The organism is Lentibacillus populi (genome assembly GCA_014642895.1).
In the GTDB taxonomy this organism is placed as follows: Bacteria; Bacillota; Bacilli; order Bacillales; family Amphibacillaceae; genus Lentibacillus_C; species Lentibacillus_C populi.
In genome coordinates this window covers 23,377-39,588 of record BMJD01000040.1, presented here as the reverse complement: position 1 = coordinate 39,588, position 16,212 = coordinate 23,377, and the positions used below count along the sequence as shown (strand labels likewise).

At 38.3% G+C, this 16,212-nt stretch carries 21 protein-coding genes; 17 read left to right on the top strand and 4 right to left on the bottom strand.

What is annotated here, in order from left to right; translation table 11 throughout:
• Positions 1-184 precede the first annotated feature (184 nt).
• The 6 genes from IEX12_RS18365 to IEX12_RS18340 all read left to right on the top strand — a co-directional run bounded on the left by IEX12_RS18365 (position 185) and on the right by IEX12_RS18340 (position 3,271).
• Positions 185-508: a PadR family transcriptional regulator gene (locus IEX12_RS18365; RefSeq protein ID WP_088051069.1), complete on the top strand. Its 324-nt coding sequence runs from the start codon at positions 185-187 to the stop codon at positions 506-508.
• Complete coding sequence (locus IEX12_RS18360) at positions 505-1,368, top strand: permease prefix domain 1-containing protein (protein ID WP_188725643.1); 864 nt, start codon at positions 505-507, stop codon at positions 1,366-1,368. The genes IEX12_RS18365 and IEX12_RS18360 overlap by 4 nt, the downstream gene beginning before the upstream one ends.
• 23 nt (positions 1,369-1,391) lie before the next feature.
• Positions 1,392-2,423, top strand: a complete 1,032-nt coding sequence (locus IEX12_RS18355) for a TolB-like translocation protein (protein ID WP_088051067.1) — start codon at positions 1,392-1,394, stop codon at positions 2,421-2,423.
• Between the two features lie 20 nt (positions 2,424-2,443).
• A complete protein-coding gene (locus IEX12_RS18350; protein ID WP_088051066.1) occupies positions 2,444-2,725 on the top strand; it encodes a hypothetical protein in 282 nt (93 codons plus the stop codon).
• Between the two features lie 90 nt (positions 2,726-2,815).
• Positions 2,816-2,992 carry a YesK family protein gene (locus IEX12_RS23905; RefSeq protein WP_088051065.1) on the top strand — a complete coding sequence of 59 codons (177 nt, stop codon included), beginning with the start codon at positions 2,816-2,818 and terminating at the stop codon, positions 2,990-2,992.
• A 27-nt stretch (positions 2,993-3,019) separates the two neighbouring features.
• Entirely contained in the window at positions 3,020-3,271 is a 252-nt protein-coding gene (locus tag IEX12_RS18340; RefSeq protein WP_088051064.1) for a hypothetical protein, read from the top strand.
• Between the two features lie 692 nt (positions 3,272-3,963).
• On the opposite strand, the gene IEX12_RS18335 is transcribed toward IEX12_RS18340, so the two are convergent.
• Positions 3,964-4,644 (bottom strand): DUF1129 family protein, encoded by a 681-nt coding sequence (locus tag IEX12_RS18335; RefSeq protein ID WP_088051063.1) that lies wholly within the window; start codon positions 4,642-4,644, stop codon positions 3,964-3,966.
• On the bottom strand, positions 4,641-4,976 hold the full coding sequence (locus tag IEX12_RS18330) for a PadR family transcriptional regulator (protein ID WP_188725642.1): 336 nt from the start codon (positions 4,974-4,976) through the stop codon (positions 4,641-4,643). The genes IEX12_RS18335 and IEX12_RS18330 overlap by 4 nt, the downstream gene beginning before the upstream one ends.
• A 165-nt stretch (positions 4,977-5,141) precedes the next feature.
• Here IEX12_RS18330 and IEX12_RS18325 point away from each other — a divergent pair, with 165 nt between their 5' ends.
• From IEX12_RS18325 to IEX12_RS18305, 5 genes are all read left to right on the top strand, one after another.
• Positions 5,142-5,957 (top strand): DUF368 domain-containing protein, encoded by an 816-nt coding sequence (locus IEX12_RS18325; protein WP_088051061.1) that lies wholly within the window; start codon positions 5,142-5,144, stop codon positions 5,955-5,957.
• A 71-nt stretch (positions 5,958-6,028) separates the two neighbouring features.
• Positions 6,029-6,349, top strand: a complete 321-nt coding sequence (locus tag IEX12_RS18320) for a thioredoxin family protein (protein ID WP_088051060.1) — start codon at positions 6,029-6,031, stop codon at positions 6,347-6,349.
• 356 nt (positions 6,350-6,705) lie between these two features.
• Complete coding sequence (locus IEX12_RS18315; RefSeq protein WP_088051059.1) at positions 6,706-7,197, top strand: PH domain-containing protein; 492 nt, start codon at positions 6,706-6,708, stop codon at positions 7,195-7,197.
• Between the two features lie 2 nt (positions 7,198-7,199).
• Entirely contained in the window at positions 7,200-8,717 is a 1,518-nt protein-coding gene (locus IEX12_RS18310; RefSeq protein WP_088051058.1) for a PH domain-containing protein, read from the top strand.
• A gap of 64 nt (positions 8,718-8,781) precedes the next feature.
• On the top strand, positions 8,782-9,384 hold the full coding sequence (locus IEX12_RS18305; RefSeq protein ID WP_102415907.1) for a class I SAM-dependent methyltransferase: 603 nt from the start codon (positions 8,782-8,784) through the stop codon (positions 9,382-9,384).
• Between the two features lie 111 nt (positions 9,385-9,495).
• Here IEX12_RS18305 and IEX12_RS18300 read toward each other — a convergent pair whose 3' ends face one another.
• Together IEX12_RS18300 and IEX12_RS18295 are read right to left on the bottom strand one after the other, a co-directional pair.
• A complete protein-coding gene (locus IEX12_RS18300; protein ID WP_088051056.1) occupies positions 9,496-10,143 on the bottom strand; it encodes a VOC family protein in 648 nt (215 codons plus the stop codon).
• Between the two features lie 150 nt (positions 10,144-10,293).
• On the bottom strand, positions 10,294-10,905 hold the full coding sequence (locus IEX12_RS18295) for a TetR/AcrR family transcriptional regulator (RefSeq protein ID WP_102415906.1): 612 nt from the start codon (positions 10,903-10,905) through the stop codon (positions 10,294-10,296).
• A 177-nt stretch (positions 10,906-11,082) separates the two neighbouring features.
• Between IEX12_RS18295 and IEX12_RS18290 the strand changes: the two genes are divergently transcribed.
• The 6 genes from IEX12_RS18290 to IEX12_RS18265 all read left to right on the top strand — a co-directional run bounded on the left by IEX12_RS18290 (position 11,083) and on the right by IEX12_RS18265 (position 16,016).
• A complete protein-coding gene (locus IEX12_RS18290) occupies positions 11,083-11,775 on the top strand; it encodes a response regulator transcription factor (RefSeq protein WP_088051054.1) in 693 nt (230 codons plus the stop codon).
• On the top strand, positions 11,772-13,115 hold the full coding sequence (locus tag IEX12_RS18285) for a HAMP domain-containing sensor histidine kinase (protein WP_188725641.1): 1,344 nt from the start codon (positions 11,772-11,774) through the stop codon (positions 13,113-13,115). Before IEX12_RS18290 ends, IEX12_RS18285 begins: the two co-directional genes overlap by 4 nt.
• Before the next feature lie 96 nt (positions 13,116-13,211).
• Positions 13,212-13,859, top strand: a complete 648-nt coding sequence (locus tag IEX12_RS18280; protein ID WP_188725640.1) for a PepSY domain-containing protein — start codon at positions 13,212-13,214, stop codon at positions 13,857-13,859.
• Positions 13,860-14,036: 177 nt separating this feature from the next.
• On the top strand, positions 14,037-14,939 hold the full coding sequence (locus IEX12_RS18275; RefSeq protein WP_088051051.1) for a YegS/Rv2252/BmrU family lipid kinase: 903 nt from the start codon (positions 14,037-14,039) through the stop codon (positions 14,937-14,939).
• Positions 14,940-15,310: 371 nt separating this feature from the next.
• Complete coding sequence (locus tag IEX12_RS18270; RefSeq protein WP_188725639.1) at positions 15,311-15,562, top strand: glutaredoxin family protein; 252 nt, start codon at positions 15,311-15,313, stop codon at positions 15,560-15,562.
• A 79-nt stretch (positions 15,563-15,641) separates the two neighbouring features.
• Positions 15,642-16,016 (top strand): YppG family protein, encoded by a 375-nt coding sequence (locus IEX12_RS18265; RefSeq protein WP_088051049.1) that lies wholly within the window; start codon positions 15,642-15,644, stop codon positions 16,014-16,016.
• Positions 16,017-16,212 lie beyond the last annotated feature (196 nt).

Below are 16,212 nucleotides of genomic sequence, written 5' to 3'. Positions count from 1 at the left end.
TGCCGTGCAAAGCATACATTTTAATGATAGAGCGCCTTCTCTTTTTTGGCTATCAAAAAGTACCGCAATTACTACCGAGTATAATTTTACACATACGAATTTAGTCTTCAGTAAAATTAATCTTCTCTTATACCTTGTAAAACGATGCACATCGTATTACAATGTTAAAAAGGAGTGAAGACGAATGGACCGAGAAATTATGAAGGGCAGCATTGACATTTTATTGCTTAATTTATTATCCGAAAAAGATATGTACGGTTATGAAATGGTAAAAGTGTTAAAAGACAAAAGCGAACAGCTTTACAGTATGAGTGAAGGGACGCTTTATCCAGCTTTGAAAAGAATGGAAAAAAAGAATTGGGTCTGTTCATATTGGTCGGAAACCGAAAATGGGAGAAGAAAGTATTATAAATTAACCGATGACGGAAGTGCAATATTGGAAAAAAAACTGAAGGAATGGAACAGCATTCATAACCTAATCACAAAAACATCGGGGAACTTATCATGAACCGGACGGAAAAATATATCCGTCGCGTCCTTGAGCAAATGCAAAGTCCAAAAGCTGAACGGGAAGAAATGCGTGAAGAACTTCTCATGCATCTGGAAGAAGCAAAGAAGCGTTACCTCTACGAAGGGTATTCTGAAAAACAAGCGGAGAAATATGCACTTGCTGATTTTGGGAATCCAAGCAGAATCGGGCGTGAACTACAGGAGTCCATTTATCCATTTCAGCGTGGTTTATTATACGTAATCGGCATCGCGACAATTATATTCGGAGTCATTTTCTATTTGAATGCTGTTTTTTTGCTTCATGAGCGGATAATTGTGTGGTTTGGTATTCAACTGCTTATAGGAACGGCTGTCATTTTGGCTGCAATTAATATATCAATTGTTGGCCGGTATTTCTATTTGGTCAATTTGTTAATACTCGTCTCCGCCACTTGGAGTGGGATCGATCTGATGATGGTAGAAACGGCACCCGGGGGACAGGCATTCTTATTTAGTTTATGTCTAACTATCTTGATCATTGTTAGTCTAATTTTTGTTTTCAGAAATTCCTATTATTCTACTAGCCAGACGGAAAATGAACAGAGAAAACCTGGGCTGGTGAAATTCAGCTATATTATGAATCTGTTATTCGGGGTTATTATTATTTCCCTTGGATTGTTCTTTATGTGGGGATTCCTTGTCTTTATCGGCATGCGTGCAATTGCATTTGTGCCATCAATTCCTATTTTTTTATGGCTAACCTTTTATAAATTCCAAATGACATACATTGCAAAAAAACCGTTGTTATCGCTTGCGACAGGTTTCCTGTTTTCCGGTGTTGCTATTGCCTTGCCTTTTGGGATTCTCGTATTTACATAATTTTTCTGTGGGAGGATGACAAGATGTCGTTAAAAATGAAGAATATAACTTTCCTAATTGGCATGGTCTTCCTGTTCTTTTTTATGTGGGGGATAAGTCTATTCGCTGAGCCTTCAAAGGGTTTTTCAGGATTTGGTGAAACCACAGACCTATCACCCGATGATGAAACATTGGTTTTCTCTTATTTCCAGGATGGTAACGCTTCGTTATATACTGTGCCAGCAAGTGGTGGAACGGCAAAGCTATTAGCAAAACCGATTGAGGGAAATTCTTTTATTAATCCGACGTTTTCCCCAAATGGAGATAAAGTGGCTTTTATCAAACAGTGGGAAGTTGAAGAACAAGAACGTACTTTTGGAGAATTAATGATAATTGACCAGACGAACGGGAAAATGGAACAGCTGACGGATACGAATAACCTAATTACGGAAGCAGTTTTTTCTCCGGATGGGAAAACACTATATTTCCTAAAGGCATCGGTATACAAAAATTATTCTGAAATTGCTTCCAAGCGGCCACATGAATTTGATATATTTCGCATGGATTTAGAAACAAAAGCAATCGATCAAATTACACATAAAAAGGCATATGAAATGTCTGGTTTAGCTGTAACACCGGATGGAAAGCAGTTGATGTACCGGAGTTACGGGAATGGTGATCAGTTAGTATTTCACTCCCTTGCAGATGATGGGGAAACAGTTGTAATACCAAGTGGAGAGTTTGCCTCTGGTGCCCCGATTATTTCGTCACCTTCGTTATCATCAGATGGGAAACGGGTTACATTCTCTGATGTTGCAACTAAGGGTAAAGATGGTTTGTTCATTTATGAAGCTTTTAAAATGGATGTTGACACGCAACAAGCAAAGCAAATTACATCTTTTCACAAACATGTTACAAACCCGGTGTTTTTTCATCATAGTAACAGTCTTATCGTAACGGTTGATGAAAAATTTGGCGAAGCTCGTTCTGAATACTCTTACTGGCGGGTTAGCATGGATGGGGATCAGCGGAAACATTTGAGCATTAATATACCGGAAGTAGATGATATGAAATAGGTTTTAAGGGGGATTTATGATTGAGAAGGTATAGCATTGGGGCATTAACCTTTATATTATTAGGGCTATTGTTGCTTGGAATCAATTGGGGGTTTCTGAACTATTCTGAATCAATTGCATTCATCGGATATTTGTTCTTATTGGTTAGCGTGGTATTGGGATTTGTTGCTCTATTTCGTGGCGAAAAAGGCAGAGCAAATGTCATTAGCATTGCATTATTCTTCATTATCTTGCTGCTCATAATAGTATTCAAGCCTCTAGAGTTTGTACGATTAATGATTTGGTTGAAGAATATTATATAAATGAATTGTTTTTCATGGATTTGCCAGTTTTTAAGGATTGGCTGCCAATTATCCTTGCCGGTGCTGGTGCGGCGATTGTGATAAAGATTCATTACCAAAACAGTATTTTATGTCATAACAAGTGTGCTCAGTCTAATCTGCATTTTTACCTTTTTATATAGCATATTCGGAGTAGGCGGCTGGGCAGGTATGGGGTTAGGAGCCTTTACAGTTTCAATTTACCTTGGCATTATTGTCGGTACCATACTCAGTGTTTTGGTTAAGTAAAAGCAAGCTTAGGGGTTGATGCGGAAAATGAAAAAAATAGTGGGTACTCTCTCCACTGTCTTCTTCTTATTTGGTTTAGCAGCATATATATTGGCTTTATTGGGAAATGATAGTTTTTGGTTTGGTGGTGTTGTAGTATCAGCGATCGGTTTTCTTTTGGCATTCTTTGCGGAAAAAGGTGTGGTAAGAAAAACTGGTTTAATCGGAAATGGAGCTATAGTGTTCATAACAATTATTATTCCTTTTATAGTAACAACTTTTTTCTGGAATGAGCCTTGAGGTATAATAAAATGAAGGAGTGTGTATTTGTTTAAAAAGTTGGATTACTGAGTGTATTAATCTATATCAGGAGGAGTTAAATACCTTTGGAAATTATTAAACAATCTATGAAGGAACCACCGTATTTGTCATATATAATTATTAGCGTCTTGTCGTTTGCTACCTTTGGAAAGATAAAGTGGGTTGAAATGAAAAAAGCTTTACTGAAGGAAAAGGTTCAGGAATATTCTCATAGAGTGTGATGATACTGTTGGATTAAATTTATTGAAATTACAAAATATATTGTTCCTTTCTGCTATTTTTGTTGTATAATGGAGATGGACAGTGAAGCAGGGTGTGGCGCACATCCCATAACAGACGGGAGGTGTGGCGGTTCATCCCCAGGAAAGAAAGGGGGTGGATGCCTGTGATACCAATTGAGAAAACACTAGAGTTGATGATACTATTCGCAACTCTTGCTGTCTTGATTGTGAGCAGCCATGAAAAAAAGTAATCACCCTGTTGACTGGAATAAGCGGGTGATTACTTTTAGCCCTAATTAAAACCTAGTCGCCACACTCTGTGGTAACTGTCCAGAGTCGTAAGTTACAGCTTACGGCTCCTTTTTTATTATTATCTTCTACTTTAATTATATGCGAATAAATCAAAAAAATCAACTTTTTTATTGTCTTACCTTTTACTCCTGGTTTAAGCTACCAACTTCTCTTAACCAAATAAGATACAAGATAAAGTACGACACCTACTACTGCAAACCAAATAGCATGCAATGTTATGACGGGTCCGAAATCAGGAATCAACCTGGGGACGAAGGCTAATAGACCAATATGGATTGTGCAAATTAACCAAAGCTGGATGAATTCGACCCACTTTTTCAATTGCTTATTTTTAAAGGATGAGCGTTTAATCCATTTAAATATAATGAAAATAAAACTATAAAGCAACGCCAAAAAAATCAATATAGTTACCAGACCGGCTCCAAGTGAAATCGAAACTGTATTTAAACCTATACCAAAGAAATAAAACAGCCCCAGCTGTACGATCCCGGTTACAAGACTAATGAACGCTAAAAATTGCAAGACAACATGAGCTATAAAAGGAATTTGCTGCTTTGTCTGTTCTTTCGGTATCTCCCCAATTAATTCCTGACAATATGCTTTTGGGTCAGCACCAAATACCTCTTCAGCTGATCTCCCTTCCGCTTGTGCTTGCAATAAATGCTCCAATAACTCTAATAACAATTCTTCCGTCTGCTGCTCCGACTTGTTAAAGCTAAGCCTGATAAAAACAAGCATCTCCTCATAATAAGCAAGGTTTTCTTTATTTAATTGCTCTCGTTTCTCATTATTTAATGCAATAAGTTCCTTTGCATTCACGACATATCTCCCCCTTTTTCGATAATCCGGTCAACGGGTTGTTTAATCGTCTCCCAGTGATGGATAAATTCTGCTAAAGCTTGTTCCCCCTCGGGTGTTAAATGATAATATTTCCGCTTGGGTCCTGATTCCGATTTTTGCATAACCCCTTCGATTAGTTTTTCTTTTTGCAGCCGGAGTAGAATCGGATAGATTGAACCCTCACTGACATCGGCTAAACCGAACCCCTGCAGTCGAAGGGATAGCTCATATCCGTAAGTTGGCTGCTGTCCGATAATGGAAAGAATGCAGCCTTCAAGAATACCTTTGAGTAACTGGCTTCGTAATGTCAAATTGATGCACCTACCTTGTCATACAAGATACTAAGGAATGAATTGGCTACCTTGCCTTACAAGATAGCCTAACTTAATTATACATTTTCATATATAAATTGCAAGTGATTTTTGATATGATAAATTTATGTGTGAGACGAATATTTGTGATGAGGAGTTTACTACATGGAATGGAAAAATATTTATCGCGGCATGCTGATGGGTGCAAGTGATGTCATCCCCGGTGTTAGTGGGGGAACGATCGCTGTCCTGCTCGGCATCTATGATCGATTAATAGCAGCTATAAATGGGATCTTCAGTAAAGATTGGAAAAAACAGCTCGGCTTTTTAATCCCGCTTGCAATTGGAGTTGGAGCAGCAATTTTATTATTAAGCAGGCTAATTGAATGGTTGTTCGAGCATCATGCGATGCCGACACAATTTTTCTTTCTAGGTCTGATCATTGGGATATTGCCTTATCTATTTCATCAGGCTGATGCTAAAAATACGTTCCGGATGAATCACTTTCTGTTGCTGATCATTGGCGCCTTATTAGTAGGATCATTGGCATTCTTGCAAGCCGGTGAACCTTCCGTTATAAAAGATATAACAACGTCAACTTATGTTCTATTATTCTTTTCTGGAATCCTTGCCAGTAGTGCGATGATTTTGCCTGGGATTAGTGGATCATTCATGCTTCTCGTAGTTGGCGTATATCCGACCATTATTGGTGCTGTGAGTAATTTGCACTTTGATATTTTAGCAGTAACAGGGGTAGGTATCGTGTTGGGTATTGTTCTGATGAGTAAAATTATTAATTTCTTTTTACGGAATTATCGAATTGGCACGTTTGCATTGATCATCGGATTAGTCATCGGATCTATTGCTGTTGTATTTCCTGGGTGGCCAACAGCCAATTCAATCGTACTGTTAAGTGTTGCAGCGTTTGCGGCAGGACTACTTGTCGCCTATATTCTCGGTCGGGTGGAATATAAAGATTAGAGCAAACTGTAAGACAATCAGGCTGATAATCGATACAATAAAGGCAGATGTTGATAAGGAGTGTTAAGAAAATGAAACATATAAACACGGAAAAACAATTTAATGAGGTTATTGAAAGTGAAAAGCCTGTCATTGTAAAGTTCTTTGCTGATTGGTGTCCGGATTGCAAGCGAATGGATATGTTCATTGGCGATGTGATCGATGAATTTAGCAATTACGACTGGTATGAAATAAATAGTGATGAAGTAAAAGGTATCGCTGAAAAATTTGAAGTAATGGGCATACCAAGCATTTTGATTTTCCAAAACGGTGAAAAACTTGCGCATCAGCACAGTGCCTATACGAAGACACCTGAATCTGTAACGGAATTTTTACACGAACAGCTTGGATGATAGCTGGTTCTATTAAGCCAACTGGGTTCTATTAAGAATCTTGGTTGGCTTTTTTTATGGGTTGATGTTCTCGTCCATGTGTTGAAGCTTCTGCGCTCGGGTTGAAGCTCCAAGGGTTGAAGTTTCCGAGCTCGGTTTGATGCTCTCATCTATGTGTTGAAGTTTTGCGCGCACGGGTTGATGTTCTCCTCCAAGGGTTGAAATTTCCAAGGATCAATCCATAAAATAATCCGGCACCCCCATTTTTTACTAGAATACGAAACTTTTATCGTCAAAAATTCGTAATAGAAATAAAAACATACCATTAGACAACCACTTATTCATTGTAAGAATTGCAACTGAGGAGTGAGGCAGCGTTGAACATAATAAACGAACCGGATAATCATATTTCACAAGATGCCGTCACGGTCTGGCGGATAAGTAATAGTATTGGAGAAGGCATTGCCCTTATTGTTCTGGCCGGGCTTCTTTGGGCGGGGTATTACTTTGACTGGTATCACTGGATCATCATTGTATTATGGGTTCTTATTGTACTGACACCGATTTCAGCCATCTGGTCAGTCTTTATGGAACCATTACTTCTACAAAAATATTGGCGTTATGGAATCAATGAAGAATTTGTTCAATTGAAGCATGGAATTCTTAATGAGGAACATATTATCATTCCAATGACAAAGGTACAATATGTAGAGGCGAAACAGGGTCCACTGCTAAGAAAGTACAAGTTGTATACGTTATCCATTGGTACAATGCAGTCTTCACATTCGATCCCTGCGCTCCCTGAACACGAAGCCTTGATGCTGCGTGATGAAATCGCCCACAAAGCAAAGCTTAAGGAGGTGGATTGAATATGCAGCCAAAACGAATGCATCCGATGAAAATTATCTTTTCCTTTATCAACACGCTAAAGAACAGCTTTGTATTTATTATTTATTTATTCGTTATTCACTTTCGGGATGTATCAACCTTTATTAAACTAGGGCGAATTGTATTTTTGGCCTTCCTTGTATACAGGTTAGTTTCACTTATCATTGAATGGTGGAAAACAACGTATGAAATTAAAAATGGTTCTATTCACATTTATAGCGGATGGTTTACGAAAACTGACAATCGCGTGCCATTGGACCGGATACAAAATGTGCAATTGTCTACGCCATTCTACTACCGAATCTTTAACCTGACTGTTTTGTCTTTACAAACGAGTGCAACAGATAAAGAAGCTTCGGTAAAGTTTGAAGCGATTAAAAAGGAAGAAGCAAAAAGGATTGAACAGCAATTAGACAGTTATTGGGAAGGGAACTTTGAGCATGAACAAATAGTGGTGGAACATGAGGATGAAACTAAGGAACCTGAATTGTTGCAGTCCTCTGAGGTTATGGAGCGTATGGAGAATACAGGTGATAGGAGGACGGTGCATTTTAATCCAACCCGAAGTGATTTAATAAGAGCATCTTTTCTCTCATTAAGCTTCCTGGGACTTATTCCTATACTTGCCACCATTTATCATGAAATTGATGATGTTATAAATCTGGATGAGCAAGCAAAGGGGTTTTTGGCATTATTGATGAACTCATGGCTTGTCATGGGGGTGGCTATCGTCTTGTTTGTCATTATTGCGATTGCCTTTGGTATGATCCGGACATTTTTGAAATACGGGAAATATGAAATAGCATCCGATGAGGAACGGATTTATATTAGCAGTGGCATATTAAGTGAAAAGGCATTTTCCATACGTAAGGAAAACGTTCAAGCGATTCAGATGACCCAGACGCCATTAAAAAAGGTAGTCGGGTTAATGGAGATAAGGCTTGTTAGTGCTGGAAGTGATGATGAGGACTCAGAGGAGATCAATTCACTTTATCCGTTTCTGCCGACAGATAAGGCAAATCGGCTTATTGCGGAATTATTGCCGACATTTAAGATTCAGGAGAATATGAACAAGCTGCCACAAACAGCACTTTTGATGCGAATGTTACGAATGCCGTGGGTTTGTATCACCGTCACTGTTTTAATCTTCTGGCTGAAACCCAATTTGTGGTATGTATCGCCAATTTTATTTGTGCTTACGTACATGGGTCGTATTTTCGATTATCGAAATACACGTTATGTCATAAACGGTGAATTCATTCAATTTAAAACAGGTGGTTTGTGGTCTGCATTATTCCTGACAAACCGGAGAAAGGTGATCGAGGTAGAGGTAGAACGATCCATCCTCCAAAAACGATTTGGTCTAGCCAGTATCAGTACAATCAACCGGACAAAGCCCGTTCATCTTGAGCAACTGAAAGATATTCCCGTTGATGCGTCACGTCAATTTATTTCCTGGTATCGCGACAGGCGCAATGAAATCAAAGTAGAGTGTGAATGAGCAGAAAAAGGCTGATTCAACACCAGGCTCCAAAGGGAACTGCTTAGGGAAAGGGGTGACGGAGATGAAGAAACTATTCTCGCAATTTGCCAAGCCAACCGGGGCGACAGGAAAAATCTTTGGCTTGCTAATGGCAAAAGAAAATAAACAAATTAACCGCTGGACAATCGACTTTTTGGATATAAAAGATCACGATCATATTGTGGAAATTGGATTCGGATCTGGACAGGCGATGGAGGAAATCCTGGGGTCAGGAAAACATTTGTACATTACAGGTATCGATCCGTCGGAGGTCATGGTATATCAAGCGTTAAGGAGGTTAAACAAACATTTGATCAACGGACAGATCCAGTTTTTTGAACGGTATGCTGATGATTTTCCAAAGCTGTCACGAAAAATTGACAACGTACTGGCTATTAATAATGTTTCATTCTGGAACAAGCCAGTTGTAACGTTGACAAAAATCTATAAGCAAATGAACCATGGCGGGAGAATCGCCTTAACGTTAAGACCGCATGAAAAGGGTGCTACAGATGAAACGACTAATCTGATCGGCGGTCAGCTAAAAAGTATGCTTGTTAAAGCCGGATTTAGCGAAATTGCCATTTTTATCAAACCAACAAAACCAAATGATACAGTTTGTGCAGTAGGGAGGAAAGCGCACTAGCCGCTGGGCGCTGGAGCCGGACGTGGCTTATCCGGTTATTAAGTTATCCACAGCCGCAAAATTTTATAATTTCCTAGACGACAAGAAAAGGATGTTCCCCATCCCTTTCCATCACACTAAATCAAAATGTAATTTTTTATGATCCGTAAACTGTATCCTGCAATTTTGCAATGTCAACAGATTTTTGTTTAGCTTTTTTGGTTTCAACTGATAAATGTGTGCGAATTTGTCCCGATCCATTCCGCTGTAATTGATTTTGGTAATGGTTTGAATGTTAAGCAGGCTTGTATCCGGATAGGCATCCCGCGGGTTTTCCCACTCAATTAAAAATGGGAGCAATTCTTTGGTATGATCATATTCCGGGAAGAGCATCCGCCATTTCAAAACCGTTCCATCCGGTTTTGCTCGTTCACCGGAAAATGGCCCTTTATAAGGGATACCTTCCGCCTTGAAATGGGCAATATAATCATCCATCTGGTTTGTTCGGAGTGCAAATTGGAATGGACCTAGCAAGTCATTTTCCATTGTATATACCAAATGCTGGATCAGAGGGTTCTCGGCATTTTTTGCTTTTGTGAGATCTGTGATACCAAGCCATTCTAAATAGCTGTCATTTGAAAAGTAGGACAAGTAGTTGTACGTGCCCCAATCTATATGCTCGCCGCCTTTTATCGCTTTTATTGTAAATTTATTTCCATATTGTGCGCTTGCCTTTTCTGCATTATTTCCTGCGATAACGATATGATCCAGTGCTAACATGACATATCACTCCCCATTTTTAATTGTTTCTATCTGTCATGGATTGTTCAACATTATTGTGACGAAATCATTTTCCATATTATCCGGTTCCTTTTGCTGCTTTGCAATATATATGTTTACAAATAGTGTCCTAGTCATCTTAGGTAGGTGTCATTCCTTATAAAGCCCTTGTTTAAGCAAGTTTATTTCCTTCAAAAAGCATTTTTTTGCATCATCATACGATAACTCTCTGGCAAAGCTAATGACAAGATTGTGAAATGCAACGGCGATAATAATTTGCACGATATGAAGCAAGTCACTTTCATCGGCAATATTTAATCTTTTAGTATTAATCAAATGTCTGATTTCCGCCAACTGTGTTAATTTATCTTGACTGAAATTATCCGTAAACGTTCGCTCGATTTTATAATTCATATTTAAAAATGCATTTTTAAAGAAGTCCCGATTTTCCTTGCTTTGACAATTTCTTAGTGTAGATTGGTACATGGTAACAGCAGTAGTGAAAATGTCACCGTTGGATTCTTTAAGGGAAGAAACGAACTCCCTTATTCTTAGCTTCCCGTATAAATCCAAAATATAGAAAAACGCATCATCCTTGTCGCTAAAATATTGATAAAAACTTCCTCTTGGGATTTCTGCGGTTTTGACGATATTAGAAATGGATGCTTCGTGCAAAGAAACTCGTGAAAATTCTTTCTTCGCTGCTTGAATAAGAATCTGCTTTTTTTCTTCCGGCAAATTATAAAAGGTCATTTTTGGCATTTTCATTACTCCAATTTATAATATATGACACGGCGTCATTTATTTTGAGAATGTCATCATTATAAATGACGCTGTGTCACAATGTCAATTCTGACCATTCCAAATTTCAGTTTGTCACTTTCCTAACGTCATTTAGTGTAGTACATTAAAAGAAAACGGATAAAGTGAGTGGAAAAAATGAATCAACCAGCTATTTTGATCGTTGAAGATGAAAAAAAGCTAAGCCGCGTATTAGAATTAGAACTAACGTATGAAAATTACGAAACGAAAATTGCTGCTAACGGAAAAGATGCCCTTCAGTTATTGGAAGAAAAAGAATGGGATTTAGTTTTACTGGATATTATGCTTCCGGAGCTTAGCGGGTTGGAAATACTGCGCCGGGTGCGCCGGAAAGATCAGCATACACCAATCATATTATTAACCGCAAGAGATCAAGTTCATGATAAGGTGAGCGGATTGGATTTGGGTGCGAATGATTACGTCACCAAGCCATTCCAAATTGAAGAGCTGCTCGCACGTATTCGCGTCCACCTGCGCAGTCAGCGGAAGACAAACCAGGAAACAGAATCTCTGGAGACAGGTGAGCTGCATGTTGATTTAAATACGAGGATGGTTAAACGAAAATCAGTAGAAATTGACCTGACACCACGAGAATATGATTTACTTGTTTATTTACTAAAAAATAAAAACATCGTATTAACGCGTGATCAATTAATTGAAAATGTGTGGGGATACGATTATGTGGGGGATACGAATGTCGTAGATGTCTATATTCGCTATCTCAGGCAGAAAGTCGATAAAGGCTTTACAGAAAACTATATCCAAACCGTTCGTGGTGTTGGATATGTGATCAAGGATAGACGCCAATGAAATTACGGACAAAAATTCAATTGTTTTCCAGTATCTTTATACTGATTCTGATAATCCTGGTTAATACATCGATTTATCTTTTATTTTATAAAGTATCCGTTAATGGTGAAGTGGAGCAGTTGCAGGAGAGAACGGCTACAATTGTCAGTACGTTAAATGAACACCCGGAAATTCCCGTAAAGGATCTGCTTGATGCCTATGTACCTGCTGAAGGAATGATTCGGTTTATTGATAAGGATGGTGAGCCACTCAATGAATTAACGAGACGTAATAAGTATCGAAGTCTCCCGGGTGAATTTTCCGCAAAAGGGAAGCAGGAAGTAATCAAATCGGAAACAGGAGAGGACATTGCTGTTATCACACAACCAATTATTTGGCAGGACGGTAATATTGTAACGATTCAAGTATCAAACCATTTGTTAGAATTACAAAAAACGATGCGGGTACTGCTTTACGCCGTTATTATTGCTTCGATAATTATACTTATTCCAACCGTTATAGCTGGCAGTGTTTTAAGTGTATTTCTATTGAAGCCAATTAATAAGCTGATTCAGACAATGAAGGAAAACAAGACGCTAGGCAATTGGAAAAAGACAGAATTAGATGGACGTTCTAAAGATGAATTATATCAAATGGAAGCTACGTTTAATGAAATGATTGATCATCTAAAAGATAACTTCCAAAAACAGGAGCAGTTCGTTTCTAATGCCTCACATGAATTAAAAACGCCAATTGCAATTGTCAAAAGCTATGCCCAGCTATTGGAAAGAAGAGGTCTGGAACGCCCGGAGGTTTTCCATGAAGCCGTAGGGGCAATTGACTCGGAAGCAGACCGGATGCAAAAATTAGTAGAGCAAATGCTTTTGCTGGCAAAAAATCAAAGTGAAGAGGATCATACGACAATCAACCTGGTAAATTTATGCAGAAAAAGTATCAGTACTTTTACAGGTGCCTATGATAGAGCAATTACATTGATTAACGAGCAGGAAAATGTCATGATTTATGCAAATGAGGAGCAAATCAGACAAGTTGTTTATATATTGATCAGCAATGCTTTGAAATACAGTGATGATGAGATTAGGGTAAGTGTTGGCCAAGATGGCCATCAGGCAATTTTAGAAATTGAAGACTTTGGCCAAGGAATTCGGCCGGATGACCAGGCGAAGGTTTTTGAACGTTTTTATCGTGTCGACAAAGCAAGGAGCAGGGAAACGGGTGGAACCGGTTTAGGCCTGTCGATTGCCAAGACGATTGTTGAGGCGCACGAAGGGACGATTTCAGTTTCGAGTACATACGGTGAAGGGTCGATATTTACCGTGAAATTGCCAATTGAAGAATAGTTATTTTTCTCATCAATTTCTAATTTTTATCACAGGGTATCTTCATTCTTGCCCGATATACTGTAGTAAGAAACGAATAAAAGGGAGGAAATGCTGTTGTTAAATAAAATAGGTATTATGATTGGGGCTGTTACGGGTGCTGCGGCATTGGGACTTGGGATATATCATTCAAGTGCTTCTGAATTGGCACCGGAATTATCAATAGCTCAAATAAAAGAAATTGTATCGGGGCAATATCCGGGAACAATCACTGATATTGAATTGGAAGAGCACGCCAGCAAAGCGATATACGAAGTCGAAATTAATGGAGACAGTAAAGAATATGAACTGCACCTCGATGGCAAAACGGGTGAAATTCTTGACTTAAAGGAAAAAATGAAATTAAATGCAAGTGATCCAGGAGATACGGAAAAGGATAAAGATAAAGCCAATGAAAATAAAAAAACAGAAACGAACCATCAGAAGCAAAATATTGCCGTAAACGAAGATAAAGATCAGGAAACAGATCAACATAAAGAAATCAGGAAGCAAAATACGAAACAGACCCCAGCAATCAGTTCGAAAAAAGCAAGAGAGATTGCAAAGAATGAATTTAACGGCACGATAACGGATTTTGAATTAGATGAAGACGATGGTCGGCTTATTTATGAAATTGAAATGGAAGCAGGGGAGAGTGAAGCAGAAATCGAAATAGATGCCTATACCGGTGAAATTATCGTGTTGTCGATTGATAATGATGATTGATAGTAACAATTTCGATGTTGTTTTTGACTATGCTGAAAAAGGTAAAAGAAATCGGTATATAGCTTTCTTTTCCGGAGACTGTTGGCACTTATGCTGACAGTTTTTTGTTTTTAACGATTCAATAAAACCAGAGACGGTTATAGTTAAAAGGAGAATATCGAAATGAGGTGAAAACATATGAATGTCTTTAAAAAAGCACTATTTCTATACAACGGGAATGCCGGGAGCGATGATATTGAACAAAAGCTTTCGGCAACCCTGCCCATTTTGACACAGAGCGTTAAAGAATTAACCGTTGTCCAAACGAAGACAATCGAAGAAGCAAAATCCTGCTGTACGAATGTTGCTGATAAAGTTGATTTAATCATTATCCTTGGCGGCGATGGAACGGTTCATGAATGTATGAATCGTATTGCTGTTAAAGAGCACCGGCCGGCGATTGCCATTTTGCCAGGTGGAACGTGTAATGATTTCAGCCGCATGCTAAACATTCCGCAAAATTTGCGGCAGGCGGCAGAAGCAATTGTGAATGGTGAGATGGTTGAAATCGATGTTGGCGAATCAATGGGCAGATATTTTTTGAATTTCTGGGGGATTGGGCTTGTTTCTGAGACATCGCAAAACATTGATGAAAATCAGAAGAAAAGCTTTGGTGTCCTCAGTTATTTTATAAGTACGCTAAAAACGGTTAATCAAGCTGAAACTTTTTCCTATCAAATTAAAACGGGTGATGAACAATATACTGGTGATGCTGTTATGCTTCTAGTGCTAAATGGTAAATTTATTGGCACTAGACAGCTGCCGGTTTCCACAATTGATCCTGCCGATGGAAAGCTTGATGTATTGATTGTAAAAAAGTCGGCAATAGCAGCCTTTCGGGAATTATTAATGATGAATAATTCAAATTATGATAATGAGCAATTAACCGCTTTTACCCATTTCCAAACGAATGAGCTTACGATTAACACTGACACTGGTAAGGAAATTGATATGGACGGAGAAATAAACGGTACTACCCCAGCAGAAATAAGGCTTTTGCCACGTCATATAAAAATGGTAGGCGGAAGAGGAACATATTAAAGGGTTGGGTACTAGACTCATCTTAAAAAAATTACTCCGGATGTGATCTATGTCATAGCAGACGTATGAAAAAAGCGATATCATAATAATGAGGCGTGGGATGTCTCTGCTCTATTATCATAATTAGTGCAAGCTAGGACGTATGCTTGTACTCCACTTTTCGAAAGCAAGACCACTTCCGGACAGGATGATGGTTTTGCTTTTTTCTTTTACGGATAACTCTAAAAAAGAAAGGGGGTATTGACGCTGTAACAGGTTCAGCATTTTTGTGTCTTAAGTACTAATTATTGAAACATAAATGTAATAGTTATGTTTTATTTCCTGTATGTTGGGTATTAAGAAAATAAGAAACTTCCGGGAGGAACGCTGTCATGAACAAGAAACATGTTTTGGTATATATTAATAATAATTACAAACACCGGTCAAATCTGTTGGACCAGTTGGACAAATGGAATATAAATTACGAAACGAGAAATGTTGCAGAAAATCAACAGTATTTAAGGGAATTGCAAGACAAAGGGATATATGGAACCCCTGTAACGTTTATTGACGGAAATCCGATATTGGGTTTTCAAAAAGACAAAATGAAACATGCGCTTGGACTGGAAAATCGCTTTAACTGAAGAAAATACGCTTGATCTCACACTTGGTAAGAAACCGCATAAATTAGTAACATGATAAACTAAAGAAGAGGTGTATGGAATGGTTGAAAGGCCTTACTATTATAATCAGCCATATCAGGCATATGACGATTACGCAAAGTTTTATCATGTTAATCCTTATAACAACAAGGAATGGCAGCAACAGCAATTTCCACAACCGAATCCAGCATATTTTCAGACACCATTTCACTATTTTTCAAAACCGAAGCAACCGGATAATTGGTTTGATTTAATGCATACGAATGCTCCATCTCCACAACATAAACCGAATGGACTTTTCGCTTATTTTCAGGATAAAGATGGGCAAGTAGATCTCGATAAAATGTTTTCGACAGTTGGTCAATTTGCAAATACTATCCAGCAAATTTCCCCAGTCGTAAAACAATTTGGATCGATGATAAAGAACTTTAAATAATGAAACTGAACGTGGTTCGTTTTCACTTATCTGTTACATTATTACTAAATTTGTAATTAGCCGGACATGGCCTACGCTGGCATGAGCAGAATTGAGCCTAAATTTTTATACTTTATTATCTTTGAACAAAATAAGCTGATCATTTTATCAGCTTATTTACATATACACTTACGGTCAACCTCGGTGGCGTTAGAAA